Consider the following 25,212-nt stretch of genomic DNA (forward strand, 5'->3'; position numbering starts at 1 on the left):
GCCTGATGAGGTCCGTGCACCGTGGTGCCGGCCTTGTCAGGGAAACAGCACTCGCCCTCCCTCGCATCAGCAGCGGCTACGCTCCGCCATCGCCGCTCACCGCCGGGCCCGGTCGGCGCCGCCCCGGCCCGGTCCGCCGCCGCTATCCGAAGAGGTCGTACGCCTGCTGCTGGAGGGTGCTGCCGCGGGTGTAGCGCCGGTTGGCGAGGGCGACCAGGGCGGTGCCGGTCGCGGGGCGCAGGGCGAGGAAGGCCTCCTGCCCCGGAGTGGCGCCGCTGTGGAAGAGGAGCGGGCCGCGCGGCGTCGGGTGGCTGAACCAGGTGAGGGTGTGGCCCTGCCGGTGCCCCCGGCCGCGGCGCAGCACCGGCTCGCGGACCGCGCACAGCGCCTCCCCCAGCTCCGGGCAGCGGCCGGGCTCCAGCAGCGCCTCCAGATAGGTGAGCAGTTCCCCGGGGGTGGCGCGGACCCCGCCGGCCGCGAGGAAGGCCCCGGGGTCGAAGGGCGGAAAGACGGTGCGCCCGTCCCCGCCGTGCCCGGTGGCGTCCCCCGGCGCCCCCGCGGCGGCCCCCGGCGACCCCGCGCCGAGGACGGTGCCGGGCAGCCCGAGGGGCGCGAGGACCTGCTCCGCCATCAGCTCCGGGAAGGGCCGCCCGGTGAGGTGTTCCAGGGCGGGGGCGAGCAGCGCCACCCCGAAGTTCGAGTAGTGCCAGCGGCTGCCGGGCGCACGGCGGGGGCGGCTGCGCCCGAAGGCCGCCGTCAACTGCGCGTACGTATAGCCCTCGTACGGGTTCCGGCGCCGGGTGAGGGCCCGCCGGTACAGCTCGCGGGGCAGCCGGGGCAGGCCGGAGGTGTGGGTGAGCAGGGTGTACGGGGTGATGGCGTCCCGGTGGCCGTGCGGCGGCGGGGGCTGCGGGAGGAGGGCGGTGAGCGGGGTGTCCAGGCCGAGGACGCCGCGGTGGGCGAGGTGGGCGAGGAGCAGCCCGGTGAAGGTCTTGGTGGCGGAGCCGATCTCGTGGCGCAGCTCGGGGCGCCGTTCCTGATCCGCGGTGCGACCGGTGCCCGCGGCGGCGGACCGGCGCTCGCCGTCCTGGGAGCAGGCGAAGACGACGTCCGGTGCGCTGACGGCCCGGGCCGTGGCGAGCAGGCGCTCCGCGGTGAGGCGCGGGGCGGTCACGGGCCGGGCGGGCTGAGGGCGCTCATCGCGCGGGAGACGGCCATGGTGGAGGCGAAGAGGGCGACGATCGTGGGGTGGTGGACCGCCTCGAAGACCTCCTCGGTGTCCCCCTCGGGCATCGCGCCCCGGGCCGGCATGGCGCCCTCGGGCTGCTGGGCGGCGGCGTAGCGCTGCCAGACGCCGGGGTCCAGGGCGGGGACCGGCAGGCAGGCGTCCACGACGAGGAGTTCGCCGAGCAGGTCCCAGTGCCGGGCGGCGGCCCACTCGTCGGTCCAGGCGGGCAGCCACAGGCGCAGATAGTCCCCGAGCGCGGCGGGCAGCCGCTCGGGGTGGCGGCCCCAGTCGGTGAGGTGGAAGACGGTGTGGGTGACGGCGTAGGCCATGTGCGAGTCGGCGCTCCAGGGCTCCGGGGTGTGCCCGAGCCAGGTGTGCGCGGCGGCCTCCTCGGCGGAGGTGCCCGGGGTCAGCCCCGCGCGCGCCTCGAAGCGGCTGAGGCCCAGCCGGCGGTTGGGCGGCCCTTCGAGCACCTGCCAGCTGGTGGTGCGGCTGACCAGGCGGATGTGCTCCTCCAGGGCGGGATCGCGGTAGCCCAGTTCCCTGAAGGGCACGTACAGCTCCATCGGGATCGGGGAGAAGGGCTCGTCCCGCTGGAGCCAGTCGAGCAGGGTGCCGCCGCGCAGCCCCTCGCGCCAGACGAAGTCGAGCAGGTTCTCGATCTGTACGGCCTGCTGGGATCCGGCCACGCCCTCGCGGATCAGGATGCGTCCGACCAGGCCGAGTTCGCCGATCTGCTTGAACCGCGACTTGACCAGGTCGGGCGGGGTGACCGCGGGGTCGCCCGCCCGGAACTGCTCCCGGTGGGCGTCGAGCCAGTCCAGGGCGCCGGCCCCGACCCGGTGCAGCAGGGGTGCCAGATCGACCGTGGTCGTCACGTCGCCTCCAGGAGCGATGCGGGCAGCGTCGCGGCGGGCTCCCGCGTACGGCGGCGGTGGTGGAGGGTGAGCGAGGCGGCGAGCGCCAGCACCAGGGTGGCGTGGTAGCTGTGCACGAAGTCGCCGGGTGCCCGCTCGGCCAGTTCCCTGCTGTGCGGCAGGGCGCCGTCGGGGCGCTGGGCCCGCGCCAGGGTGTGCCAGGCCGCCGCGAGGCCGGGCGGCTCCTCGTCGAGGACGGCCGCCACCGCGAGGAGTTCGCCGGTCAGGTCCCAGTCCCCGGCCTCCGCGGTGCAGGCGAGCCAGGCGGGCAGCCACAGCCGCAGATGCTCGCGCACCTCGGGCGGCAGGCCCGCGGGCCGGGTGCCCCAGTCGGTGAGGTGGAAGACGTGGTGGGTGGCGGCGTACCCGGACTGGGTGGTGAAGGACCAGGGTTCCGCGAGGCCGCCGAGCCAGGTCGCCGACTGGGCGGCGGCCTGGTCCCGGTGCGGGCTCAGGCCGAGGGTGCGCTCGGCGTGCAGGACGGCGAGCGTCCGGGTGGCGTCGCGTTCGGCCAGGCGCCACTGCCGGGTGCCGGTGAGCCGCCGCACCTGGTGCTCGAAGCCCGGGTGGCGCAGGCCCGCCTCGGCGAAGGCCGCGTACATCTCCAGCGGGTAGGTGGCGAAGGGCTCCCGCCGGGCGAGGGCGGCGAGGACCTCGCCCTCGGCGGTCTCCCGCCAGGCGAAGGCGAACAGGGCGCGGGCCCGTACCTCCCGCCTGCTGCCCGGTTCGCTGACGCGGGCGATGGTGTGGCTGAGCTGGGCGAGTTCGGCGAGGGGGCGCAGGGTGCGGTCGCGGGGGTGCGCCGGGTCGGTGGGGTCCTCGGGGAGCCGGAAGTCGGACTCCCGGTCGCGGGCCCAGCTCAGGGCGCGCAGGGCGAGCTGGTCGAGGTCGGGGAGCAGGCCGGGGCCGGGGCCGCTCACCGGACCGCCCCCGCGCGCAGCAGGGCCGCGGCCCGGCAGTGCAGGAGCACCCGGGCGTCGGCGCCGCCCAGGTGGGCGGTGAACTCCAGGCCCGCGTCCAGGCCGAGCGAGGCGGGCACCTCGGGGGCGAGGGCGAGCCAGCGTCCGGCACCGGCGGCCTGGAGCCAGTCGCGGCGGCGGACCGCGCGGACGAAGCCGCGCGCCAGGTCCTCGGTGCGGCCCGCGACGGCGGCGGCGAGCGGGGAGGGCTCCGGACCGGCGAGGGCGGCGGCGGGTGCCAGGCGCCGGGTCAGCTCCTGCCAGGGTTCGGTGGCGGCCCAGGAGAGGGCTGCGGCGCCGTCCACCGGCGGGGCGGGCGCCTCGGTGCCGCTCGCGCGCGCCACGGCGGCCCGCATGCCCCAGTGGTTCCACAGGCTGGAGAAGGAGGCGGCGGCGGGCGGGAAGGCCCGCGCGGCGGCGGCCACCAGTGCGGTCTCCTCCGGCGGGCGGTCCTGCCCGAGGAGCAGCCGCGGGGCGAGCACATCGGCGCCGAGCACCCGGGCAGCGGCGAGCAGGACGGGGTCGTCGGGAGCGGTGGTCACGGAGTCCAGGACCCGCGTGCGGTCGTCCCCGCCGCCGAGGGCGGAGACGACCGCACGCGCGAGCTCCTGGACCGTCCCCGCCAGCGAGGCGGAGGCGTCGAGCTCTTCCTTCACGCCGTCAGCTCTTCTTCGGGCGCGGGGTGGGCGGCGAGAGCAGAAGGGCTCCGGCGACCAGGAGGAGCGCCGCGCACTCGGCCGAGTCGTGGAATTCGCCGTCGGCCTCCGCCGGGTTCAGCAGGGCCTCCACGTCCTCGGTCAGCTCTTCCGCGCGGACCGGGGCCGAGGTGTCGAGGGGAAGCATGTCATCAACTCCTTGTCAGAGCTGGGTCCGTGGGCCTCAGACCGGACCGTGCGGCGCGGCCGTTTCCGCGCCTCGGCGGTCCAACGGGCCGCCCCGCCACCCGGGTTGCGCCCCTTGTCGGGGGCGTACGGGGGCAGGGGCGAACCGCCGCGGAAACGCCGTTCGGATCCCGCGGCCCTGGACGCCGTGTCCGGCCGGTGCGCGCATGCCGAACCCGCGCGCTCCGCGGGGGCGGGGCGGCGCGTCCTTCGGCGGTGAACACCGGGAGTTCACGAATCCCTGTGTGCTGTGCCACTTCAGGCAAACGCCATCCACCGGTCGCTGCAAGGCGGGCGGGGCCGAACCACTCCGCGGGACCAATCCCGCCGCTCTCGACAGGAGGGCCGCCGCCCCTGGCGCTAGAGTGCCCCGCGACCGCCCTGGACCGCGCCTCGGGCCCTTCACCCCGCCCGAAGCCCGCGACCGTCCCAACTGCCCTCCGCACAGGCGCATTCGGCCTCTCCCCGCGCGCGGCACGGACCCGTACGCTCCTGCTCCGGACCGGGGCCGGAGGGCGCGGGGCGGAAGGTGCTCCCGGGCGGGAACCGAACGGGGCGGTTGCGGCATCCGTGGGTAACAGAGAGTGTCCGGCGGGGGCCGGGCGGTGCCCGGGCCGGGGGCCCGGGCGCCGGACAGACGAACAGGGGGGCGGGGCGGATGAGGCGGTTGCGGGAGAGACCCGGGCGCGTGGTGGGGGTGCTGGCGGCGGGGGCGCTGCTCGCCGCGGGATGCAGCGACGGCGGCGGGAGCGGGGACGGCGAGGAGGGGCGCGGACCGGCGAAGGCGCGGGGCAAGGGCGGCACCGCGAGCGCGGCTCCGGCGGCCCCCGCTCCCGCCCCCGCGCCGACGATCGAGGCGGACCCCGGGAAGCAGCCCACGTCCCCCGCCGAGGCACGGGAGTTGGTGCGCGAGGTGATCGCGGACCCGGCGCTCTTCGGCGGCTCGGTGGAGCGGGCGCGGCCCTACGAGAGCGATCCGGCCACCTGGTCGGTGCTCGGCGGCGACTGCGTCTGGGCCCGCGAGCCGCTGCCGAAGGACGTACTGGCCACTCTCACCCGGCACTTCGTACTGCCCGCCGCGAAGGGCAAGGGACCGCTGCGGCTGAGCGCGACGGTCACCGTGCACCCGACCGTGCTGGACGCCGCCTGGGAGCAGGCGGGGATGCTGGAGGAGGCGATCGGCTGCTCCGAACAGACCCTGCGCCAGGGCGAGAAGCTCTCCAAGCTGGTGTCCACCGCCTACGCCTGGGGCGAGGGCGGCAACGCCTACGCCGAGGACTCCCTGATCGAGCTGGGCGAGTGCACCACCGCGACGCAGGGCGGCCCCTATCCGTACCAGTGGCAGCAGGCCACCTTCGGTCCGGTGGTGGTGAGCGTCTCCGCCTGCGCGGGCGAGGGCTGGGACAAGCGGGAGACGATGGCGGCGGCCCAACAGCCGGTGCCCCGGATGCTGTTGCGCGCGGAGAAGGCGATCGGTCGGCCGGTCGAGTCCAAGTCCGGCTCGTCGAAGGGGAGTTCGTGATGGAGCGGCTGCTTCCCCCGGATCCCTCGCACTGGGGCGGGCACCGGCTGCTCGGGCGGCTCGGCTCCGGTGGCATGGGCGTGGTCTATCTGGCCCGCACCCCCTCGGGCGAGCTGGCCGCGGTCAAGGTGATCCAGCCCGAGTACGCCGAGGAGCCGGAGTTCCGGGCCCGGTTCGCCCGCGAGGTGGCCGCCGCCCGGCAGGTGGACAGCCCCTGGGTGGTGCGAGTGCTCGGCGCCGACACCGAGGCGGCGGCGCCCTGGCTGGCGACGGCCTATGTGCCCGGCCCCTCGCTGGCCGAGGCGGTCACCGCGTACGGCCGACTCCCTTCCCGGGCCGTGCAGTTGCTCGGCAAGGTGCTGGCGCAGGCGCTCGGCGCGGTGCACGCGGCGGGGCTCGCGCACCGCGATGTGAAACCCGGCAACGTCCTGCTCGCGCTGGACGGCCCCCGGCTGATCGACTTCGGCATCGCCCGCCGCACCACCGGCGAGGAGACCGCGCTGACCGCGGCGAGCGTGGTGGTGGGCACCCCCGGCTACCTCTCCCCCGAGCAGGCCAGGGCCGGTCGGGCCGGTCCGGCGAGCGATGTGTTCTCCCTCGGCTGCGTCCTCGCCTACGCGGCCACCGGGCAGCCGCCCTTCGGCACCGGCGAGAGCGGCGCGCTGCTCTACCGCACGGTCCACGACGAGCCGGACCTCGCGGCCGTCGAGGATGGCGCGCTGCGCGCACTGCTGCGCCGCTGCCTGGCCAAGGACCCCGAACTGCGGCCCACCGCGGCCGAGTTGGACGCGGCTCTGATCCAGGACTCGGTGCGGCCCGGTATCGACTGGCTGCCGGACAGCGTGGTGCGGATGGTCTCCGACCGGGCCGCCGAACTCCTCGCGCTGCCGGGCGTCGAGGCCACCGAGGTACCGGCCGCGCCCGCCCCGCCCGGCCGCCGCCGCTTCCTCGCCCTCGGCGCGGGCGGGGCCCTGCTCGCCGCCGGGGGCGGCGCCGGGGCCTGGGCACTGCTGCGGGACGGCGACGGCGGCGGAGCACCGGCCGGGCGGCGCTGGGTGCTCGGGGTGCAGGCCGATCTCTCCGGCCCCGACAAGGCCTGGGGGCGCACCCAGGAGCAGGCGGCCCGGCTCGCCGTGGAGCAGTTCAACTCCCGTACGGACAAGGCCTTCACGCTCAGCCTGCGGGTGGCCGACGACCGCGGCGAGGCGGCGCGGGCCCGGCAGGTGGCGAAGAAGCTGGCCGGGGACCGGGACGTGCTGGCGGTCCTCGGGCCGACCTCCGCGGTCTCCGCCCCGGCGGTGGAGGCCTACGAGGGTGCCCGGCTCCCGCTGGTCTCGGTCTCCGAGCTGTCCGTCTCGGGGTCGACCTCGGCGCTGCTCGGTCAGGCGCGGTACTACTTCCGGGCCGCGCCGATGACCTCGTACACGCCCTTCGGTGCCGCGCTCGCGCTGGTGATGCAGCGGGCCTCGAAGCTGGGCATGCTCGTGGACCGGGCCGGGCGGCTGCTCGGCTGGGAGCCCGCGCAGCTGCTCCACGGGGCGGGGCGCATCGCGCAGTTGGAGATCCTGGACCGGGTGGTGCCCGCGGTGGTCACCGCACTCGACCCGGTGGCGCGGGACATCCTGGGCCGCGGCGCCGACAGCTTCTACTACTCCGGCACCGCCGAACGCGCCGCCGCCGTCGCCCGGTTGCTGCACCGGGAGGGCTTCACCGGACCCCGCTTCCTCGATCCCTTCTCGGCGACGGCCGCCTTCACCGAGGCCGCGGGCGAGGCCGCCGAGGGCTGGCAGACGGTGGTCTCCTACTCGGATCCCGGCGCCAAGGCGGCGCGCGCCTTCGCCGCCGCCTACCGCGAGCGCTACGGCAAGGCACCGGGCGTCTGGGGAGTGGAGGCCTACGACAGCGCCCGCCTGGTCATCGACCGGCTCGCCGCGCTCGCGGGCACCGAGGCGCGCCGCCCCGGCGGCGAACGGCTCGCCGAGGCGCTGCGCAAGGCCGAGTTCACGGCGATCAACGGCACGTACACCTTCGACGAGAGCCTCGCGCTCGACGCCCAGCGGGTGTACCGCTACGAGGTGCGCGGCGGCCGCTTCCGCTACACCGGTCCGCTGACCGTCGGCGGGGTCTGAGGGGAGCGCGGGGATGCGGGCACTGCGGCACCAGGACCCCGAGGAGGTGGGCGGCCACCGGCTGCTCGCGCGGCTCGGGGCGGGCGGCATGGGCGTGGTCTATCTGGCCCGCGCGGGCGGCGGCGCCCTGGTGGCGCTGAAGGTGATCCGCGCCGAGTACGCCGCCGACCCGGACTTCCGCGCCCGGTTCCGGCGCGAGGCGGGCCTCGCCGGGCGGCTCTCGGGCCGCTGGACGGTGCCGGTGCGGGCGGCCGACGCCGAGGCCGCCGAGCCGTGGCTGGCCACCGACTTCGTCCCCGGGCCCTCGCTCGCGGAGGCGGTGGCCGGGTACGGACCGCTGCCCGCGCCCGCGGTGCTCGGCCTCGGCGCCCGGCTCGCCGAGGCACTGGCCGAGGTGCACGCGGCGGGCCTGGTGCACCGGGACGTGAAGCCGGGCAATGTGCTGCTCACCCGGGACGGGCCGCGCCTGATCGACTTCGGTATCGCCCGCGGCGGCGGCACCACCGCGCTGACCGCGGCGGACGCCGTGATCGGCACGCCCGGCTACCTCTCCCCCGAGCAGACCCGGATGCACGGCGGCGAGGTCGGCCCGGCGAGCGATCTCTTCTCGCTCGGCTGCGTGCTCGCCCACGCGGCCACCGGGCGGGCGCCGTTCGGCGGCGGCGACGCGGTGGCGGTGCTCTACCGCACCCTGCACGAGGCCCCCGACCTCGACGGACTCGGGCGGCTGCCACCCGCGGCCCGTGCGCTGATCGAGGGCTGCCTGTCCCGGGAGCCCGGCGCCCGGCCCACCGCCGAGCGGCTGTGCGCCGCACTGGCCGCGCTCGGCGGCACGGCCGACCCGCGCGGCCAAGGCGGCTGGGGCGCGGTGGCCCCGGGGCCCGGCGACGACTGGCTGCCCCCGGCCCTGCTGCGCCTGGTCGCCGAGCGTGCGGCCCGCGCCCTCGACCCGCCGCCCCGGCTCGCGGCACCGGAGGGCGCCCCGGCGGACCCGGAGCCCACGACCGCCGAGGTCGCCCCGGCCGGGCCCGCCCGGCGCCGGTTCCTGGTGGTGGGCGGCGCGGCGGCCGCGGTGCTCGCCGCGGGCGGGGCCTGTGCCGCCGTGCTCGCGGCCCGCGGCTCCTCCTCGGCGGCGGACGGCCGCCCGGTCCATCTGCTCGGCCTGCACGCCGAGTCGACCGGCGGACTGGGCGCCACCGGGCGGGCCCTGGAGCACGGGGCACGGCTCGCCGTGGAGGCCCACAACGCCCGCGCGGACTCCCCCTTCCGGCTCGCCCTGAAGCGGGTCGGCGACGGCAGCGCGGCGCGGGCCCGCGCGGGCGCCGAGGCGCTGCTCGCCGGGGATCCGCCGGTGGCCGCGGTCCTCGGCCTCGCCACCGCCGAGGCACTGAAGGCGGCGGCCCCGCTGTACGACCGGGCCGGGACCGCGATGGTCCTGGTGTCCTACGACGGCGGCGCCGTCTCCCCCACCGAGCAGCGCACCCTCTGCGTGACCCGGGCGACCGGGGCGATGGCGGCCATCCCGCTGCTCTCCTATCTGACCCGGGTACGGGAGGTGAGCCGGACCGCGGTCGTCCAGGACCTCTCCGGCGGGGCCGCGGCCGAGCAGCTGGCCCGGGACCTGCGCGAGTCCCCGCCCTCCGAGGGCACCACCCACGTCCACCAAATCCGCGCGGACCAGCGGGACTTCGGCGCGGTCACCGCCGCGGCCCTGGCCGACCGGCCCGGTGCGGTGGTCTACGCCGGGGTGTCCCCCGAGCGCGCGGCCGCCCTCGCCCGGGAGCTGGCCGCCGCGGGCTGGAGCGGGGTGCGGGCCGCCACCGAGCCGGTGCTGCGGCCCGCCTTCCTGGACGCGGCGGGCGAGGCCGCGCGGGACTGGGTGATCGCGGCCCCGTACACCGATGCCGCCGCCGGGCTGACCGCGGCGGCCCGGGAGTTCGGCGCGGCCCACCGCAAGCGCTACGGCGGGCCGCCGCCCCGGTGGTCCGCCGAGGCCTACGACGCGGTGGGCCTGCTCGCCCAGGGCCTCGGCCGCCTCGACGGCTCCCGCGTCGCACCGCGGGCGCTCGCGGACACCCTCTTCGGCCTGAGCCACCGGGGCGTCGCCAAGACCCTCAGCTTCGCCGCCGACAACACCCGCACCCTCACCTGGAAGAACACCGGCTTCCTCTACCAGGTCCGCGAGGGCGCCTTCCGCTTCCTCGGCCGCTACGACCAGGTGCGGGGCTGAGGGGTCCGGGCACCGGTTCCGGCCGGCGGCCCGTACCGGCCCCGAGGGCACCCCGCCCGGAACCGTATCCGGAGAACGGGCAGCGAACGGGCAGCGCGGAGGCCCCAAAAGGGCGCCCGCCCGCTGCCCGTTCGGCCCGAGGCACTGCTCATCGCGGCGCCGGGGGCCCGGCAAACGGGCAGAACCGGGCACCGTCCGCGCTGCGCGGTGTCTGTTCGGGCAGGCCGGGGCACAGTAGAACTTCCCTCACGAGTCCGAACGGGCACCCCTGGCCACGGCCGGGCTCCCCGGCGGCGGCGAAGGCGAGGTGAGGACCGGCATGGCGGCACTGGGCACGGACGAGCGCAGGCGGCGCATCGTGCAGACGGCGCGGGAGGCCGGCTCGGTGGATGTCACCGAGCTGGCGGCCCAGCTGAACGTGGCGAAGGAAACCGTCCGGCGCGATCTGCGCGTACTGGAGGACCACGGCCTTGTCCGGCGGACCCACGGCGGGGCCTATCCGGTGGAGAGCGCGGGCTACGAGACGACGCTCGCGCACCGCACCACCATGCACGTACCGGAGAAGCGGCGGATCGCGGCGGCGGCCGTGGAGCTGCTCGGTGACGCGGAGACGGTCTTCGTGGACGAGGGCTTCACCCCGCAGCTCATCGCGGAGGCGCTGCCCACCGACCGGCCGCTGACGGTGGTGACCGCCTCCCTCGCCACCGCCTCGGCGCTGGCCCGGCACGAGAAGACGGTGGTGCTGCTGCTCGGCGGCCGGGTCCGCCCGGGCACGCTGGCCACCGTGGACCACTGGACCACGCAGATGCTCTCCGGCTTCGTCATCGACCTGGCCTTCATCGGCGCCAACGGCATCTCCCGGGAGCACGGGCTCACCACTCCCGATCCGGCCGTCGGCGGGGTGAAGGCGGAGGCGGTACGGGTCGCGCGCCGCCTGGTCTTCGCCGGGAGCCACACCAAATTCGGGGCGGTGAGCTTCTGCCGCTTCGCCTCGGTGGGCGACCTGGAGGCCATCGTCACCAGCACCGCCCTGCCCGCCGCCGAGGCGCACCGCTACGCGCTGCTCGGCCCGCAGGTCGTCCGCGCCTGAGCCGCCCGCGGCCCCCGCGCCCCACCCGCCCCGCACCATCGAACTGTCCCCATGTGCCCTTGTTGTGCACGCGTTTCCCCTGGAGCCTTCATGCGAACACCGAGCCGACGAAGGCCGCGTACGGTGGCCGCCCTCGCCGCGGGGGCACTGCTCCCGCTCTCGCTGACCGGGTGCTGGAAGGGAGCCGCCGGTTCGGGCGGCGACTCCCTCAACGTCCTCATGGTCAACAACCCGCAGATGCAGGAGCTGCGCAAACTCACCGCCGCCCACTTCACCAAGGAGACCGGCATCAAGGTGAGCTTCACCGTGCTGCCGGAAAACGATGTCCGCGACAAGATCAGCCAGGACTTCGCCAACCAGGCCGGGCAGTACGACGTCGCCACCCTCAGCAACTACGAGATACCCATCTACGCCCGCAACGGCTGGCTGCGCCCGCTGGACACGTACGAGGCCAAGGACACCGCCTTCGACCGCGAGGACATCCTCGCGCCCATCCGGCAGTCGCTGCGCGGCGAGGACGGCAAGGTCTACGGCGAGCCCTTCTACGGCGAGTCCTCCTTCCTGATGTACCGCAAGGACGTCTTCGAGAAGCAGAACCTGAAGATGCCCGCGCACCCCACCTGGAAGCAGGTGGCCGCCCTCGCCGCGAAGGCGGACGGCTCCCAGCCCGGCATGAAGGGCATCTGCCTGCGCGGACTGCCCGGCTGGGGCGAGCTGACCGCCCCGCTGACCACCGTGGTGAACACCTTCGGCGGCACCTGGTTCGACAAGGGCTGGAAGGCCCGCCTCGACTCCCCCGAGTTCGCCAAGGCGACCAAGTTCTACGTGGACCTGGTGCGCGAGCACGGCGAGGCGGGCGCCGCCCAGTCCGGCTACGCCGAGTGCCTCAACAACATGACCCAGGGCAAGAGCGCCATGTGGTACGACGCCACCGCGGGCGCCGGCTCCCTGGAGGCCAAGGGCTCCCCGGTGAAGGGCAAGATCGGCTACGTCCCCGCGCCGGTGGAGCGCACCAAGGGCTCCGGCTGGCTCTACTCCTGGGCCTGGGGCGTCCAGAAGGCCTCGCCCAAGGCGGACAAGGCCTGGAAGTTCCTCTCCTGGGCCTCCGGCAAGAAATACGAGCGCCTGGTCGGCGAACGCTTCGGCTGGGCCAACGTGCCCGCGGGCAAGCGCAGTTCGACGTACGAGATCCCCGAGTACCGCAAGGAGGCGGCCGCCTTCCAGTCGGTGACCCGCGAGGCCATCCAGGGCGCCCGGCCCACCGACCCCGGGGTGCAGCCCCGCCCGGCGCCCGGCATCCAGTTCGTCGGGATCCCCGAGTTCACCGACCTCGGTCTGAAGGTCTCCCAGGAGATCAGCGAGGCCATCGCCGGACGCCAGTCGGTGGACTCGGCGCTGAAGACCTCACAGGGACTCGCCGAGAAGATCTCCGAGGAGTACGAGGGACGATGAGCGCGCTGACCAACACCCCCGCCCCCGGCCCCGCCCCGGCCGCCGTCGCCGAGCCCCCGGCACCCGGCGCCTCGGCCCGTCAGCGGCGGCTGCGCGCCTGGGCCACCAGGGCGCCGCTGCTCCCGGCCCTGATCTTCATGATCGTGATCACCCAACTGCCCTTCGTGGCCACGGTGTTCATCTCCTTCATGGACTGGAACGCGCTCTATCCGGACGCCCGGCACTTCGCCGGACTCGAGAACTACCGCGAGGTGCTCAGCGACGAGGCGCTGCGCCGCTCGGTGCTGACCACCGTGCTGCTCACGGTGACCGTGGTCCTGGTGAGCCTGGTCCTCGGCCTCGTGCTCGCCCTGCTGCTCAACCGGCGCTTCCCCGGCCGGGGCCTCGCCCGCACCCTGCTCATCGCGCCCTTCCTCCTGGTGCCGGTGGCCGCCGCCCTGCTGTGGAAGCACGTGCTCTTCAACCCGGAGTACGGACTGCTCAACGGCCTGCTGACCTGGGTCTTCGGGGACGGGGCCGCGCAGCCCCAGTGGGTGACCGACCATCCGCTGCCCGCTGTGGAGGCGGCGCTGATCTGGCAGTGGACGCCGTTCATGATGCTGATCCTGCTCGCCGGTCTGCAGAGCATGTCCGCCGAGCAGATCGAGGCCGCCCGGATCGACGGCGCGGGCAACTGGCAGATCTTCCGCCATCTGACGCTGCCGCATCTGCGCCGCTACCTCGAACTGGGCACCCTGCTCGGCTCGGTGTACATCGTGCAGAACTTCGACGCGGTGTTCACCATCACCTCCGGCGGCCTGGACACCGCCAACCTGCCCTACACCGTCTACCAGACCTTCTACCAGGCCCATGAGAACGGCCTCGCCTCCGCGGCCGGTGTGCTCGTGGTCATCGGTTCCCTGATCCTCGCGACCTTCGCCCTGCGCGTGGTCTCGTCCCTCTTCCGTGAGGAGGTGGCGCGCTGATGAGCGCCACGGCAACCGCCCCCGACGGCGCCGCCCGCGCCCGCTCCGCCCGCACCCGGCAGAGCCTGCTCTCCCTGGTCACCTGGGCCGTCTCGCTGGCCTTCTTCCTGCCGATCGCCTGGATGGTGCTGACCTCCTTCCACTCCGAGAGCGACGCGGCCACCAACCCGCCCTCGCTCGCGGCCTCCCTCACCCTGGACGGCTACCGGGACTTCTTCGGCGCGGACGGCGGCGCGAGCCCCTGGCCCTCGCTGATCAACTCCCTTGTCGCCTCGGGCGGTTCGACCCTGCTGGTCCTCGTGCTCGCGCTGCCCGCCGCGTACGCGCTCTCCATCCGCCGGGTGGAGAAGTGGACCGACGTGCTCTTCTTCTTCCTGTCCACCAAGATGCTGCCGGTGGTCGCCGGACTGCTGCCGGTCTACCTCTTCGCCCGGGACGCGGGGCTGCTCGACAACATCTGGGTGCTCGTCCTGCTGTACACCTCGATGAACCTGCCGATCGCGGTGTGGATGATGCAGTCCTTCCTCGCCGAGGTGCCGGTCGCCGTCATCGAGGCCGCGCAGATCGACGGCGCCCGGCTGCCGACCGTGCTCAGCAGGGTGGTGGCGCCCATCGCCGCGCCCGGCATCGCCGCCACCTCGCTGATCTGCTTCATCTTCTCCTGGAACGAGATGCTCTTCGCCCGGGTCCTGACCGGCGTCACCGCCCAGACCGCCCCGGTCATGCTGACCACCTTCATCACCAGCCAGGGCCTGTTCCTGGCGAAGGTGTGCGCCGCCTCCCTCATGATCTCCCTGCCGGTGCTCGCCGCGGGGTTCGCCGCCCAGGACAAACTGGTCCAGGGCCTGTCCCTTGGAGCTGTCAAGTGAAGGCCGCAGTCATCGAGTCCGTCGGGAAGGTCACCGTCGCGGAGGTCCCCGACCCCACTCCCGGGCCGCGCGAGGTCGTGGTGGAGGTCGCCGCCTGCGGGCTGTGCGGCACCGATCTGCACATCCTGCAGGGCGAGTTCGCGCCGACCCTGCCGGTGGTGCCCGGTCACGAGTTCGCCGGGCGGGTGGTGGGGCTCGGCTCCGGGGTCAGCACCCTGACCGTGGGCGACCGGGTCGCCGTCGACCCCTCCCTGTACTGCTACGAGTGCCGCTACTGCCGTACCGGCCACAACAACCTCTGCGAGCGCTGGGCCGCCATCGGCGTCACCACCGCGGGCGGCGCCGCCCAGTACGCGGTGGCCCCCGCCGCCAACTGCGTCCGCCTGCCCGACCACATCCGCACCGAGGACGCCGCCCTCATCGAGCCGCTGTCCTGCGCGGTACGCGGCTACGACGTGCTGAAGTCCCAGCTCGGCTCGCATGTCCTCATCTACGGCTCGGGCACCATGGGCCTGATGATGCTGGAGCTGGCCAAGCGCACCGGCGCCGCCGCCGTGGACATGGTCGACCTCAACCCGGAGCGGCTCGCCACCGCCCGTACCCTCGGCTGCTCGGCCGCCGCCGCGGGCGCCGACGAGTTCGACCGGCCCGGCGGCTGGGACCTGGTCGTCGACGCCACCGGCAACGCCAACGCCATCCAGGACGGCCTCGGCCGGGTGGCGCGGGCCGGGACCTTCCTCCAGTTCGGAGTGGCCGACTACGCCACCACCGCCACCATCGAGCCGTACAAGATCTACAACCAGGAGATCACCATCACCGGCTCGATGGCGGTGCTGCACAGCTACGAACGCGCCGCGGAGCTCTTCGCCGCCGGGGTGCTCGATCCGGAGGTGTTCATCAGCGACCGGCTCCCCCTGGAGCAGTACCCGGCGGCCCTGGAGCGCTTCGCCTCCGGCAAGGGCCGCAAGATCGTGGTCACCCCGGGCGGTTGAGGACCGGGGCACGGCCTTCGTACGGTACGGGCGGACGGGCACCGGCCCCCGTCCGCCCGCGGCGTGGACGCGCCGGGGCCCGCAGTGACCGCAAGCCCGCTCAGCACACGGAGGCGTGATGGCCGCTCAGCGCATCGTCATCGGTATCGACAGCTCGACCCAGTCCACCAAGGCGCTGGCGGTCGACGCCGAGAGCGGCGCCGTCCTCGGCACCGGCCGGGCGGCCCACGAGGTCACCAGCGGCGAGGGCCGGGAGAGCGATCCGGCGCAGTGGTGGCGGGCGCTGACCGAGGCGGTGGCGGCGACCGGCCACGCCGAGCGCGCCGAGGCCGTCGCGGTCGGCGGGCAGCAGCACGGCCTCGTCACCCTCGACGCCCAAGGCGCGCCGGTGCGCCCCGCCCTGCTGTGGAACGACGTCCGCTCCGCCCCGCAGGCCGCGGCGCTCCGGGAGCGGTGGGGCGCCGCCGAGTGGGTACGCCGGGTGGGCAGCGTCCCCGGCGCCGCGCTCACCGTCGCCAAGTGGGCCTGGCTGCGCGAGAACGAGCCGCACCGGGCCGAGGCCACCACGGGCGTACGGCTGCCGCACGACTACCTCACCGAGCGGCTCACCGGCACCGCCGCCACCGACCGGGGCGATGTCTCCGGCACCGGCTGGTGGACCCCCGAGGGCTACGACCGGGAGATCCTCGACCTGGTCGGCCTGGACGAGACGATGCTGCCGACGGTACTCGGCCCCGGGCAGGCCGCGGGCACCGTACGGTCCGGACTCCCCCTGCGCGAGGGCGCGTTGGTGGCCGCGGGCACCGGCGACAACATGGCCGCCGCCCTCGGCCTCGGCCTGCGCCCCGGACAGCCCGCGCTCAGCCTCGGCACCTCCGGCACCGTCTACGCGGTGACCCGCGGGCGCCCGCAGGACCCGAGCGGCACCGTCTCCGGCTTCGCCGACGCGCTCGGCAACTGGCTCCCGCTCGCCTGCACCCTCAACTGCACGCTCGCGGTGGACCGGATCGCGGCCCTGCTCGGCCGCGACCGGGAGGAGGTGGAGCCGGGCGGCGGCGCCGTCGTCCTGCCCTACCTCGACGGCGAGCGCACCCCCGATCTCCCCTACTCCGCGGGCCTGTTCACCGGACTGCGGCACGACACCACCGCGGGCCAGCTCCTCCAGGCCGCCTACGACGGCGCCGCGTACTCCCTGCTCGCCGCCCTGGACGACGTCCTCGCGGGCAGCGGCGAGGAGGGCGCCGAGCTGCCGCTGCTCCTGATCGGCGGCGGAGCCAGGGGCACCGCCTGGCAGCACACCGTACGGCGGCTCTCCGGCCGTGCGGTACGGATCCCCGAGGCCCAGGAACTCGTGGCCCTCGGCGCCGCCGCCCAGGCCGCCGCCCTGCTCACCGGCGAACAGCCGGACGAGGTGGCCCGCCGCTGGCGCACCGCCGAGGGCCCCCTGCACGCCCCGCTGCCGAGGGACACCGAGACCCTGGAGCGGATCGCGGGGACGCTGGAACGGGCGGCGGCGCTGGTGGATCCGCCCACCGGAAGAGCCACCTAATAGGCGCTTAAGGCACGCCTCCTACTCTCAGCCGCGACAGGCACCGGGGCGGACGAGGAGGCAGACGATCAGCGCGTACTTCTGGTCCCGCGTCCGCCGGGCACTGCGCAGAGCCGTACCGGACTGGGAAACGCTCGGCATCTGCTGGGGAGCGGTGGCCGTCGGCGCCGTGACGCTCCTCCCGCCCCCGCAGGGTGAGGAGGATCCCGGCACTCGGACGGCCGACGACACCGGAGCGCCGCTCACCGGGCCGCCCGCGGGCCACCCGGAGCGTGCGGTCCCCACCCTGCCGCTGAGCGAGGTGGAGCGCGCACTCTGGTCGCAGCTGAGCTGACCGCGCCACGCTCGGGTCCGGGTCCGGGTCCGGGTTCTTCCAGGCACACAGCGTCAACCGGCCATCCGCTACACGGTCTTGATGACTCCGCCGTCCACGAAATAGTCGGCGCCCGTGATGTTGGCGGCGTGCGGGGAGGCCAGGAAGGCGATCAGGGCCGCTGTCTCGGCCGGTTCGGCGAGCCGCCGGGTGGCGATGCCCATCTGGCGCGGCAGCTCCGCGAGGAACTCGGCGTGGCTGACGCCCGCCTCCCGCGCGAGGTCCGCGGCCATGCTGTCGGCTCCCTTCCAGTTCTCGGTGAGGGTGGGCCCGGGGCTCACCGTCACCACCCGCACCCCTTGCGGGCCGAGCTCCTCCGACAGCGCCTTGCTGAGGTTGGTCAACGCGGCCTTGGCGGCGCCGTATTCGACCGGGGGGTGAGCGAAGCGGGCGCCGATGGAGGAGACGTTGATGATGACTCCGCGGGCTTCGAGGAGCGCGGGGAGCGCCGCCCGGGTGGTGCGTACGGCGCTGAAGAGGTTGAGGTCGAGCGCCTGCTGCCAGTGCTCGTCGGTGAGGTCGGCGAAGCTCTCCCCGTGGGCGATCCCGGAGCGGACACCGCCGACGTTGTTCACCAGGAAGTCGATGCCGCCGAGTTCCTCGCGGGCTTGCGCGACCGCCGCCGCGGGACCCTCGGGCCCGGAGAGGTCGGCGGTGATCGACAGGGCGGCCCCGGGCACGGCGCTGCGGGCGACTCCGGCGACCCGTACCCCCTCGGCCGCCAGCGTCTGGACGACGGCCAGCCCGATGCCCTTGCTGGCTCCGGTGACCAGGGCGGTCCGACCCTTCAGGCGCAGATCCATGACGGTACCTCTTTCTTGAACTCAGGTTACAGAATATGGGGAGGGGTGGCGGAGGGAGAGGGAAGCAGAGGGAAGGGGGCGAGCGGCAGGGAAGCGCGCGGAGAGGCGTCGCGGCGGGAGCGAGCGGGACGGGTGGCGGTCGGGGCGCCCGGCGCGTACCGGTCAGAGCGCCCGCATCGCCGCCTCCACCAGTCCGTCGAGGCGTTCAGGGGCGGGGTCGGCCTTGGCCAGGACCCGGATGCCGTTGATGGCGGCGAGCAGCAGGCGGGCCAGCGCCCCCGCGTCCGCCGCGCGGTCGACCTCCCCCGCCGCCTGCGCCTCCAGGACCGCCCCCTTGAAAGCGGCCTCCTGACGCTCGAAGGTACGCCGCACCAGATAGTTCACGGTCTCCTCCACCACCCCGAACTCCACTGCGGTGTTGGTCGCGAGACACCCCCGGCGCCGCGCGTCCTCCAGGGCGGCGCGCACCACGAGTTCCAGCGCGGCACGGATGCGCGCCCTGGGTGAACCGCCGCCGTCGAGCACCTCGATGAGGCGTACGGTCTCGCGCTCGTAGTAGCGGCGCAGCGCCAGCTCGAAGAGCTGCCGTTTGCTCCCGAAGGCGTTGTACAGGCTGCCGCGGCCGATGCCGAGCGCCTCCACGAGATGCTGCGGAGACGTGCCGGAGTAGCCACGGCTCCAGAAGACCTCCATCGCGCGGTCCACGGCCAGCTCGGGATCGAATTCCTTGCTGCGTCCCATGACCTCACCCCACCATTTCTTGACCTGCAAGTCAAGAAAAGCCCTCCCCCGGGCGCTCGCCCGCAGAGAGCCACCGCTCCCGTGGCCCGAGAGGCAACCAGCCCGGGCCCTGCCGCGTCACACAAGCATGAGACGGACTGCCGGTACCGCCGCCGCCCTCGCCGCGCTGACCCTGCTCGGATCCTCGATCCTGACGGGCTGCGGCACCGAGAAGAGCGAGAGTTCACGGCGGGGCGCCGCCGCCCTCACCGGCGTCCGGTGGACCCCCGAGCGGGTCACCCACGACGGCAGGACCTACTCGGCCCTGCCGGGCTCCCGCCTCACCTTCCGCGAGGACCGGGCGGAGGGCTCCCTCTGCAACGACTTCAGCAGCGACATCACCATCGACGGCACCAAGCTGACCGTCGGCAAGACGGTGGCCACCAAGCGCGGCTGCCGGGCCGAGGACGGAAAGGGCGACCACCCCTTCGAGGAGCAGTTCCTCGCGGTCTTCACAGGAGAACTCGACATCGTGCTCACCCCCGACGGCAAGTCCCTCTCCCTGAACGGAAAGGGCGACGACTCCCTCGCCCTCAGCGCCCCGCAGCCCACCCCCGAAGCGACCGCGAGCCCGCCGGACCCGGACGCTCCCACCGGGAACTGAGACCCGGGGCGCACCCGGCCGCGTACGGCAGCCGAAGGCCCCCGCGGGAGAGCCCGCGGGGGCCGAGTACGGCGAGACGTCAGAAGGCGGTTTCGCCGGGGAGCCCGAAGAGGTCGTGCCATTTCGCCCCGGCACCGAAGGAACTCCCGGTCGACAGACCGACGTACACATCGGCCGAGGCATTCTTGGTGAAGGTGACAATGTCGTCCTTGCCGTCACCGTCGAAATCGCCTACGTACGGGAACTCACCGGCCGGAGTGAAGGAATCGTTCCACTTCACACCAGGGCCGAACTTCGCACCATCCGACAAGGCCACATACACATCGCGGTCGGCGTTCGAGGTGAAGGTCACGATGTCGTCCTTGCCATCACCGTTCACGTCACCGACCCGCGGCTGCTCCGCACCCGGGGCGAAGAACTCGTGCGCCAACTGCGCCGGAGCGAACCCCGAACCCGTCGACAGCGCCACGAACACATCACCGCGGGTGCCCTGCGTGAACACCACGACATCATCCTTGCCGTCACCGTTCACGTCACCGATCGCCGGGAACTCACCGTTCGGGGCGAGGAAGTCGTGCCACTTCACACCGGCACCGAACTTCGCACCGTCCGACAACGCCACGAACGCATCACCATTCGCATCATTGGTGAACGTCACGATGTCGTCCTTACCATCACCGTTGAAATCACCCGTCGCCGGAACCTCACCCCCCACCGCGAAGAAATCGTTCCACTTCACCCCACCGGAGAAAGCAGACCCACTCGACAAACCCACATACACATCCGCCAACGACCCCCGCGTGAACGTCACGATGTCGTCCTTGCCGTCACCGTCGAAGTCACCACTCGACGGCACCTCACCACTCAACGCGAAGTAGTCGTTCCACTTCACCGTCGTCCCCGAAAAACCCGAACCCGTCGACGTCGCCGCATACACATCCGCCGCCGCACCATGCGTGAACGTCACCACATCCGCCTTGCCGTCACCACTGAAATCCGTCGGCGAACCACCCAGCTTCAGCCCACCGCCGGACTGGACCAGGCTCATGTAGTAGTTCCAGTTCCAGTGCGGGCCCGGGTCGGTGTGGTCGTTGCCGGGCACCTCGTTGTGGCCGACGATGTGCGCCCGGTCCTTAGGGATGCCGTGCCGGTCCGCGAGGTGCCTGGTGAGCGCGGCCGAGGAGCGGTACATGGCGTCCGTGAACCAGGACGGGTCGCTGACGTAGCCCTCGTGCTCGATGCCGAGGGCGGAGGGGTTGGCGGAGCGGGCGTGGTAGGCGGTGTCGCCGTCCCGCACCATCTGCGTCACCTCGCCGTCCGAGGAGCGCAGGATGTAGTGCGCGCTCACGCCGGACGCCGGATTCTGGAACCAGCTGATGGAGCCCGCGTACGAGCCCTGCGTCACATGGATGACGATGGTCCGGATCGCCGCGGAGCGCCCGCGGGCGTAGTTGCCCGCGGCGGCCGGGATCCAGCGCGCCGGCGGGTAGTCCTCGCTGAGCACGGAGGCATCGGCGGTCTGCTTGCCGCCGGTGGCGGGCCGGGCGTCCAGCGAGGTGACGTCCTCGTAGCGGCCGCGGTCCGGGGTGATCCGCTGCCGGGGGACGCCGAGTTGCTCGCCCTCGGGGGTGCGGGCCCGCACGCCCTGGGCGAGGAAGGTGTAGACGGCGTCGGCGTAGAGCCGCGCCGTGCTGTCGTTCCCGGCGCCCGAGTAGCGGGCGATCGCGGGGTACCAGGCGGCCGGGTCGCGGCGCTCGGCGGCGTCGAGCCCGAGGTCGTCGGCGTACTCGCGCAGGACGGCCGCCGCGCCGCGGATGTTGGCGCGGGTGTCCCGGCGCAGCGCGGCGGGGTCGAGGCCGGTGAGTTCGGCCGCGGTCCGCAGGGTGTGCTGGTCGGGGTTGTCCGTGAGGTGCATGACCCCGTAGCCGCGGGCCTGGCTGGGCTTGCCGTCGTGGCCGTCGAGGTGGGTCTCGCTGTAGCCGAGGGCCACGAGCAGGTCGCGGGGGACCTGCGAGGCGCGGGCGGCCTCGCGGAAGGCGGCGGCCGTCCGCCCCTCGCCGGTGGGCTCGGGGGCCGGGGCGCCCGTGGCGGTGGCAGGCAGGGCGGGCAGCGCGAGGCAGGCGCCGAGCAGGCCGCCGAGCAGGGTGCGGCGCAGCCGGGTGGCGGATCTTCGGGTGGTGCCGAGGGCGCTTCTGGTGGTGCGTCGGTCACGGTTCATCGCCGGGTGTCTCCTCAGAGTGCGGTCTCGCCGGGCAGGCCGAACAGGTCGTGCCATTTCGCTCCGGCGCCGAAGGAACTGCCGGTGGACAGGCCGACGTAGACATCGGCCGAGGCGTTCTTGGTGAAGGTGACGATGTCGGCCTTTCCGTCGCCGTCGAAGTCCCCTACGTACGGGAACTCACCGGCCGGAGCGAAGGAGTCGTTCCACTTCACGCCGGGACCGAAGGTCGAACCGTTCGAGAGGGCCACATACACATCGCGGTCCGCGTTCGAGGTGAAGGTGACCAGGTCGTCCTTGCCGTCGCCGTTCACATCGCCCACCCGCGGCTGCTCCGCCCCCGGGGCGAAGAACTCGTGCGCCAGCTGCGCCGGGCCGAATCCCGAACCGGTCGACAGCGAGACGAACACATCGCCGCGGGTGCCCTGCGTGAACACCACGATGTCGTCCTTGCCGTCGCCGTTCACATCGGCCACCGCGGGGAACTCGCCGTTCGGCGCCAGGAAGTCGTGCCACTTCACGCCCGCCCCGAAGGACGAGCCGTTGGACAGCGCCACGAAGGCATCACCGGCGGCATCGTGGGTGAAGGCGACGATGTCGTCCTTGCCGTCACCGTTGAAGTCGCCCGCGGCGGTGACCTCGTGGCGCGGGGCGAAGAAGTCGTGCCACTTGGCCCCGCCGCCGAAGGAGGAGCCGTTGGACAGGCCCACGTACACATCCGCGAGCGAGCCGTGGGTGAAGGTCACGACGTCGTCCTTGCCGTCACCGTTGAAGTCGCCCGTGGTCGGGGTCTCGCCGCCCAGGCCGAAGAAGTCGTTCCACTTGACCGTGGTGCCGGAGAAGGCGGTGCCGGTGGAGCGGGCCGCGTAGACGTCGGCGGCGGCGTTCTGGGTGAAGGTGACGACATCGTCCTTGCCGTCGCCGTCGAAGTCGGTGGGCGAGCCGCCCCACATGCCCGCGAGGCGGGAGGCCTCGGCCATCATCGCGCGGGCCTTGCCCTCGGACTGGTCGTAGCGGTCCGGGAAGGCGGAGCGCTGCACGCTCTGCGCCAACTGCCCCGCGGTGAAGCCCGGGTTGCGGCGGTCGCTGTCGATGGCGCGGGTGATGAACTGGGTGGCCGCGTAGACCGGGTCGAGGATCTGCTCGGGCGTTCCCCAGCCGTAGCTCGGGCGCTGCTGGTAGACGCCGAGGGAGTCCTTGTCGCCGCAGGGCAGATTGTGCATGTGCGACTCCACCCAGCCCGCCTCGAAGGCGGCGAGGGTGACCTTGGCGTTGGCGTCGTAGCTGCGGGCGACCCGCTGCACGACCACGATGATCGCGGGATCGTGGTCGGCGGGGACGCTGCACGCCTCCTCGGCGAGGAGTTCCGCGTTGGACTTGTGGCGCCCGCCCGACCCGTCCGGGGAGGGTGTCGACGCCTGGGCGGGGGCGAGACCCGCGGTGAGGGCGAGCAGGGCACCGGTCAGCAGACCGAGCACCCGTCTGTGCCGGCGGAGGGCCGCCGGTCCGGCTGTGCGCACGAGGAGTTCCTCTCTCTCGGTTCACCAGAACCCGCGGATTCCGCGGGGCAATGACCGGCCCCCGTACGGGAGTCGAGGGGGCCGGAAGAACAACTGGGGTGTGCGGCCGATCCTCAGCCGTCAGAAGGCGGTTTCGCCGGGGAGCCCGAAGAGGTCGTGCCATTTCGCCCCGGCACCGAAGGAACTCCCGGTCGACAGACCGACATAGACATCGGCGGAGGCGTTCTTGGTGAAGGTCACGATGTCGTCCTTGCCGTCACCGTCGAAATCGCCTACGTACGGGAACTCACCGGCCGGAGTGAAGGAATCGTTCCACTTCACACCAGGGCCGAACTTCGCACCATCCGACAAGGCCACATACACATCGCGGTCGGCGTTCGAGGTGAAGGTCACGATGTCGTCCTTGCCATCACCGTTCACGTCACCGACCCGCGGCTGCTCCGCACCCGGGGCGAAGAACTCGTGCGCCAACTGCGCCGGAGCGAACCCCGAACCCGTCGACAGCGCCACGAACACATCACCGCGGGTGCCCTGCGTGAACACCACGACATCATCCTTGCCGTCACCGTTCACGTCACCGATCGCCGGGAACTCACCGTTCGGGGCGAGGAAGTCGTGCCACTTCACACCGGCACCGAACTTCGCACCGTCCGACAACGCCACGAACGCATCACCATTCGCATCATTGGTGAACGTCACGATGTCGTCCTTACCATCACCGTTGAAATCACCCGTCGCCGGAACCTCACCCCCCACCGCGAAGAAATCGTTCCACTTCACCCCACCGGAGAAAGCAGACCCACTCGACAAACCCACATACACATCCGCCAACGACCCCCGCGTGAACGTCACGATGTCGTCCTTGCCGTCACCGTCGAAGTCACCACTCGACGGCACCTCACCACTCAACGCGAAGTAGTCGTTCCACTTCACCGTCGTCCCCGAAAAACCCGAACCCGTCGACGTCGCCGCATACACATCCGCCGCCGCACCATGCGTGAACGTCACCACATCCGCCTTGCCGTCACCATTGAAGTCCGTCGGCGAACCACCCAGCTTCAGCCCACCGCCACCGCAGTTGCCGCTGGTGTGGCGGGCGGGGGTGCTGCTGTAGCGCAGGGCGACGCCGTCGATGACGATGGGCTGGTTGACGCCGTCCGCCTCCTGTTCGTAGTGAAGGTGCGGGCCGGTGGACTGCCCGGTGCTGCCGACCTTGCCGACCTCCTGACCGGCGGTCACGTACTGGCCGTTCGTCACCGACACGCTGCTGAGGTGGCCGACCAGGGTGGTCCAGCCGCCGCCGTGGTCGATGCGTACGTGGTTGCCGTAGCCGGGGTGGTCGAGGATCACCTGTGCGGTGCCGGAGGCGGTGGCGAGGGCGGGAGTGCCGAGGTCGGCGCTGCCGGCGATGTTGAAGTCGATGGCGTTCACGACCTCGGTGGAGTGGTGGTAGTAGTCCCGTCCCTCCCCGCAGGGCCACGGCGCGCGGAAGTCGGGCCGCGGCCCCGCGGCGGCGGCCGGGGGCGCCGGACTGAGGAGCAGTGCCACGACGAAGGTCGCCAGCAGGGCGGCGAGTCCTTGGAGCCGTCTTCGCATGGGGTGCCTCCGAGAAGGTCCGAGAGGATCCGGAGTGGGAGCCGGGGAAAGCGGGAGCTGCCGGGCGCGGACTCTCATCTGGGGCCCGCCTCCGCAGGGGATGTGAAGGCGAGGTGACGGAAACATTCATGAAATCGATTTCACGCTCTCTGCTCGTGAACTCTAGAAGGCCGCTCATGAACACGTCAAGAATGCGGAAAGAGCCGAACTCCCGCGCGGGGGCGCGCACTTCACCGACTCCCTGCGGACTCGTGGCCGGTCACCGGAAAGTCATGACTCCTTCACCTCTACTGAAGCGCGGCCGGTCCTGCTACGGTGACGCCGCCGTCCCCGGCCGGGCCCCGCCCGGCGCCGACGGACACGGACGCAGGACCGGACCCCCTGCGCCGGAGCAGCCCTGCCGCGCGCGGGGTGCAGCGCGTCTGCCCGCCCCGTGCGGGACGCCCGCCGCCCGCACGCACCCGTACCCCTGGCACGCCCCGCGCAGCCCGTACGGCCCGACCGCACAGGCCAGTCCTCTCCCCACCGAAGGGTC

At 73.4% G+C, this 25,212-nt stretch carries 21 protein-coding genes; 11 read left to right on the top strand and 10 right to left on the bottom strand.

Going from position 1 to position 25,212, the window contains the following annotated elements:
• Positions 1–142: 142 nt before the first annotated feature.
• From MID12_RS04075 to MID12_RS04095, 5 genes are read right to left on the bottom strand one after another with little or no spacing between them, the layout of a single operon-like run.
• Positions 143–1,174, bottom strand: coding sequence for a serine hydrolase domain-containing protein (locus MID12_RS04075; protein ID WP_263164943.1), 1,032 nt, complete (start codon positions 1,172–1,174; stop codon positions 143–145).
• Positions 1,171–2,106, bottom strand: coding sequence for a DUF6895 family protein (locus tag MID12_RS04080; RefSeq protein ID WP_263164945.1), 936 nt, complete (start codon positions 2,104–2,106; stop codon positions 1,171–1,173). Before MID12_RS04080 ends, MID12_RS04075 begins: the two co-directional genes overlap by 4 nt.
• Positions 2,103–3,065: a DUF6895 family protein gene (locus MID12_RS04085; RefSeq protein WP_263164947.1), complete on the bottom strand. Its 963-nt coding sequence runs from the start codon at positions 3,063–3,065 to the stop codon at positions 2,103–2,105. Before MID12_RS04085 ends, MID12_RS04080 begins: the two co-directional genes overlap by 4 nt.
• Complete coding sequence (locus MID12_RS04090; RefSeq protein ID WP_263164949.1) at positions 3,062–3,760, bottom strand: hypothetical protein; 699 nt, start codon at positions 3,758–3,760, stop codon at positions 3,062–3,064. Before MID12_RS04090 ends, MID12_RS04085 begins: the two co-directional genes overlap by 4 nt.
• 4 nt (positions 3,761–3,764) lie before the next feature.
• Complete coding sequence (locus MID12_RS04095) at positions 3,765–3,947, bottom strand: hypothetical protein (protein ID WP_040246767.1); 183 nt, start codon at positions 3,945–3,947, stop codon at positions 3,765–3,767.
• 726 nt (positions 3,948–4,673) lie between these two features.
• Between MID12_RS04095 and MID12_RS04100 the strand changes: the two genes are divergently transcribed.
• The 10 genes from MID12_RS04100 to MID12_RS04145 all read left to right on the top strand — a co-directional run bounded on the left by MID12_RS04100 (position 4,674) and on the right by MID12_RS04145 (position 17,117).
• Positions 4,674–5,507, top strand: coding sequence for a hypothetical protein (locus MID12_RS04100; protein WP_263164951.1), 834 nt, complete (start codon positions 4,674–4,676; stop codon positions 5,505–5,507).
• A complete protein-coding gene (locus MID12_RS04105; RefSeq protein ID WP_263164953.1) occupies positions 5,507–7,636 on the top strand; it encodes a bifunctional serine/threonine-protein kinase/ABC transporter substrate-binding protein in 2,130 nt (709 codons plus the stop codon). Before MID12_RS04100 ends, MID12_RS04105 begins: the two co-directional genes overlap by 1 nt.
• A gap of 13 nt (positions 7,637–7,649) precedes the next feature.
• Positions 7,650–9,866 (top strand): bifunctional serine/threonine-protein kinase/ABC transporter substrate-binding protein, encoded by a 2,217-nt coding sequence (locus tag MID12_RS04110; RefSeq protein WP_263164955.1) that lies wholly within the window; start codon positions 7,650–7,652, stop codon positions 9,864–9,866.
• A gap of 319 nt (positions 9,867–10,185) precedes the next feature.
• Positions 10,186–10,956, top strand: coding sequence for a DeoR/GlpR family DNA-binding transcription regulator (locus MID12_RS04115; protein WP_040246770.1), 771 nt, complete (start codon positions 10,186–10,188; stop codon positions 10,954–10,956).
• A gap of 90 nt (positions 10,957–11,046) precedes the next feature.
• Positions 11,047–12,408, top strand: coding sequence for an ABC transporter substrate-binding protein (locus tag MID12_RS04120; protein ID WP_263164957.1), 1,362 nt, complete (start codon positions 11,047–11,049; stop codon positions 12,406–12,408).
• A complete protein-coding gene (locus MID12_RS04125; RefSeq protein ID WP_040246773.1) occupies positions 12,405–13,373 on the top strand; it encodes a carbohydrate ABC transporter permease in 969 nt (322 codons plus the stop codon). Before MID12_RS04120 ends, MID12_RS04125 begins: the two co-directional genes overlap by 4 nt.
• Positions 13,373–14,242 (top strand): carbohydrate ABC transporter permease, encoded by an 870-nt coding sequence (locus tag MID12_RS04130; protein WP_040246774.1) that lies wholly within the window; start codon positions 13,373–13,375, stop codon positions 14,240–14,242. The genes MID12_RS04125 and MID12_RS04130 overlap by 1 nt, the downstream gene beginning before the upstream one ends.
• Positions 14,239–15,234, top strand: coding sequence for a zinc-dependent alcohol dehydrogenase family protein (locus MID12_RS04135; protein WP_263164958.1), 996 nt, complete (start codon positions 14,239–14,241; stop codon positions 15,232–15,234). Before MID12_RS04130 ends, MID12_RS04135 begins: the two co-directional genes overlap by 4 nt.
• 118 nt (positions 15,235–15,352) lie before the next feature.
• Positions 15,353–16,783, top strand: coding sequence for a xylulokinase (xylB, locus tag MID12_RS04140; RefSeq protein ID WP_040246777.1), 1,431 nt, complete (start codon positions 15,353–15,355; stop codon positions 16,781–16,783).
• 154 nt (positions 16,784–16,937) lie between these two features.
• Entirely contained in the window at positions 16,938–17,117 is a 180-nt protein-coding gene (locus MID12_RS04145) for a DUF6059 family protein (protein ID WP_263164961.1), read from the top strand.
• Between the two features lie 68 nt (positions 17,118–17,185).
• On the opposite strand, the gene MID12_RS04150 is transcribed toward MID12_RS04145, so the two are convergent.
• Together MID12_RS04150 and MID12_RS04155 are read right to left on the bottom strand one after the other, a co-directional pair.
• Positions 17,186–17,959 (bottom strand): oxidoreductase, encoded by a 774-nt coding sequence (locus MID12_RS04150; protein WP_263164962.1) that lies wholly within the window; start codon positions 17,957–17,959, stop codon positions 17,186–17,188.
• 162 nt (positions 17,960–18,121) lie between these two features.
• The gene (locus tag MID12_RS04155; protein ID WP_263164964.1) at positions 18,122–18,700 is read right to left on the bottom strand and encodes a TetR/AcrR family transcriptional regulator; all 579 of its coding nucleotides are present in this window, start codon (positions 18,698–18,700) and stop codon (positions 18,122–18,124) included.
• A gap of 127 nt (positions 18,701–18,827) precedes the next feature.
• Between MID12_RS04155 and MID12_RS04160 the strand changes: the two genes are divergently transcribed.
• Positions 18,828–19,343 carry an META domain-containing protein gene (locus MID12_RS04160; RefSeq protein WP_040246782.1) on the top strand — a complete coding sequence of 172 codons (516 nt, stop codon included), beginning with the start codon at positions 18,828–18,830 and terminating at the stop codon, positions 19,341–19,343.
• Between the two features lie 79 nt (positions 19,344–19,422).
• Here the strand turns inward: MID12_RS04160 and MID12_RS32370 are convergent, their stop codons facing one another.
• The 3 genes from MID12_RS32370 to MID12_RS04180 form a co-directional block, all read right to left on the bottom strand.
• The gene (locus tag MID12_RS32370) at positions 19,423–21,561 is read right to left on the bottom strand and encodes an N-acetylmuramoyl-L-alanine amidase (protein WP_411576902.1); all 2,139 of its coding nucleotides are present in this window, start codon (positions 21,559–21,561) and stop codon (positions 19,423–19,425) included.
• A gap of 14 nt (positions 21,562–21,575) precedes the next feature.
• On the bottom strand, positions 21,576–23,081 hold the full coding sequence (locus tag MID12_RS04175) for an FG-GAP repeat domain-containing protein (protein WP_237282654.1): 1,506 nt from the start codon (positions 23,079–23,081) through the stop codon (positions 21,576–21,578).
• Between the two features lie 120 nt (positions 23,082–23,201).
• Positions 23,202–24,677: a VCBS repeat domain-containing M23 family metallopeptidase gene (locus MID12_RS04180; protein WP_263164967.1), complete on the bottom strand. Its 1,476-nt coding sequence runs from the start codon at positions 24,675–24,677 to the stop codon at positions 23,202–23,204.
• Between the last annotated feature and the right edge of the window lie 535 nt (positions 24,678–25,212).

This window comes from Streptomyces sp. SCSIO ZS0520, from assembly GCF_025643355.1.
GTDB lineage: Bacteria > Actinomycetota > Actinomycetes > Streptomycetales > Streptomycetaceae > Streptomyces > Streptomyces physcomitrii.

Excerpts from the sequence above, each read along its gene's own strand:
- MID12_RS04095 (WP_040246767.1), bottom strand. The coding sequence starts at position 3,947 with ATGCTTCCCCTCGACACCTCGGCCCCGGTCCGCGCGGAAGAGCTGACC.
- MID12_RS04105 (WP_263164953.1), top strand. The coding sequence starts at position 5,507 with ATGGAGCGGCTGCTTCCCCCGGATCCCTCGCACTGGGGCGGGCACCGG.
- MID12_RS04110 (WP_263164955.1), top strand. The coding sequence starts at position 7,650 with ATGCGGGCACTGCGGCACCAGGACCCCGAGGAGGTGGGCGGCCACCGG.
- MID12_RS04115 (WP_040246770.1), top strand. The coding sequence starts at position 10,186 with ATGGCGGCACTGGGCACGGACGAGCGCAGGCGGCGCATCGTGCAGACG.
- MID12_RS04120 (WP_263164957.1), top strand. The coding sequence starts at position 11,047 with ATGCGAACACCGAGCCGACGAAGGCCGCGTACGGTGGCCGCCCTCGCC.
- MID12_RS04125 (WP_040246773.1), top strand. The coding sequence starts at position 12,405 with ATGAGCGCGCTGACCAACACCCCCGCCCCCGGCCCCGCCCCGGCCGCC.
- MID12_RS04130 (WP_040246774.1), top strand. The coding sequence starts at position 13,373 with ATGAGCGCCACGGCAACCGCCCCCGACGGCGCCGCCCGCGCCCGCTCC.
- xylB (WP_040246777.1), top strand. The coding sequence starts at position 15,353 with ATGGCCGCTCAGCGCATCGTCATCGGTATCGACAGCTCGACCCAGTCC.
- MID12_RS04150 (WP_263164962.1), bottom strand. The coding sequence starts at position 17,959 with ATGGATCTGCGCCTGAAGGGTCGGACCGCCCTGGTCACCGGAGCCAGC.
- MID12_RS04155 (WP_263164964.1), bottom strand. The coding sequence starts at position 18,700 with ATGGGACGCAGCAAGGAATTCGATCCCGAGCTGGCCGTGGACCGCGCG.
- MID12_RS04160 (WP_040246782.1), top strand. The coding sequence starts at position 18,828 with ATGAGACGGACTGCCGGTACCGCCGCCGCCCTCGCCGCGCTGACCCTG.
- MID12_RS32370 (WP_411576902.1), bottom strand. The coding sequence starts at position 21,561 with ATGAACCGTGACCGACGCACCACCAGAAGCGCCCTCGGCACCACCCGA.
- MID12_RS04180 (WP_263164967.1), bottom strand. The coding sequence starts at position 24,677 with ATGCGAAGACGGCTCCAAGGACTCGCCGCCCTGCTGGCGACCTTCGTC.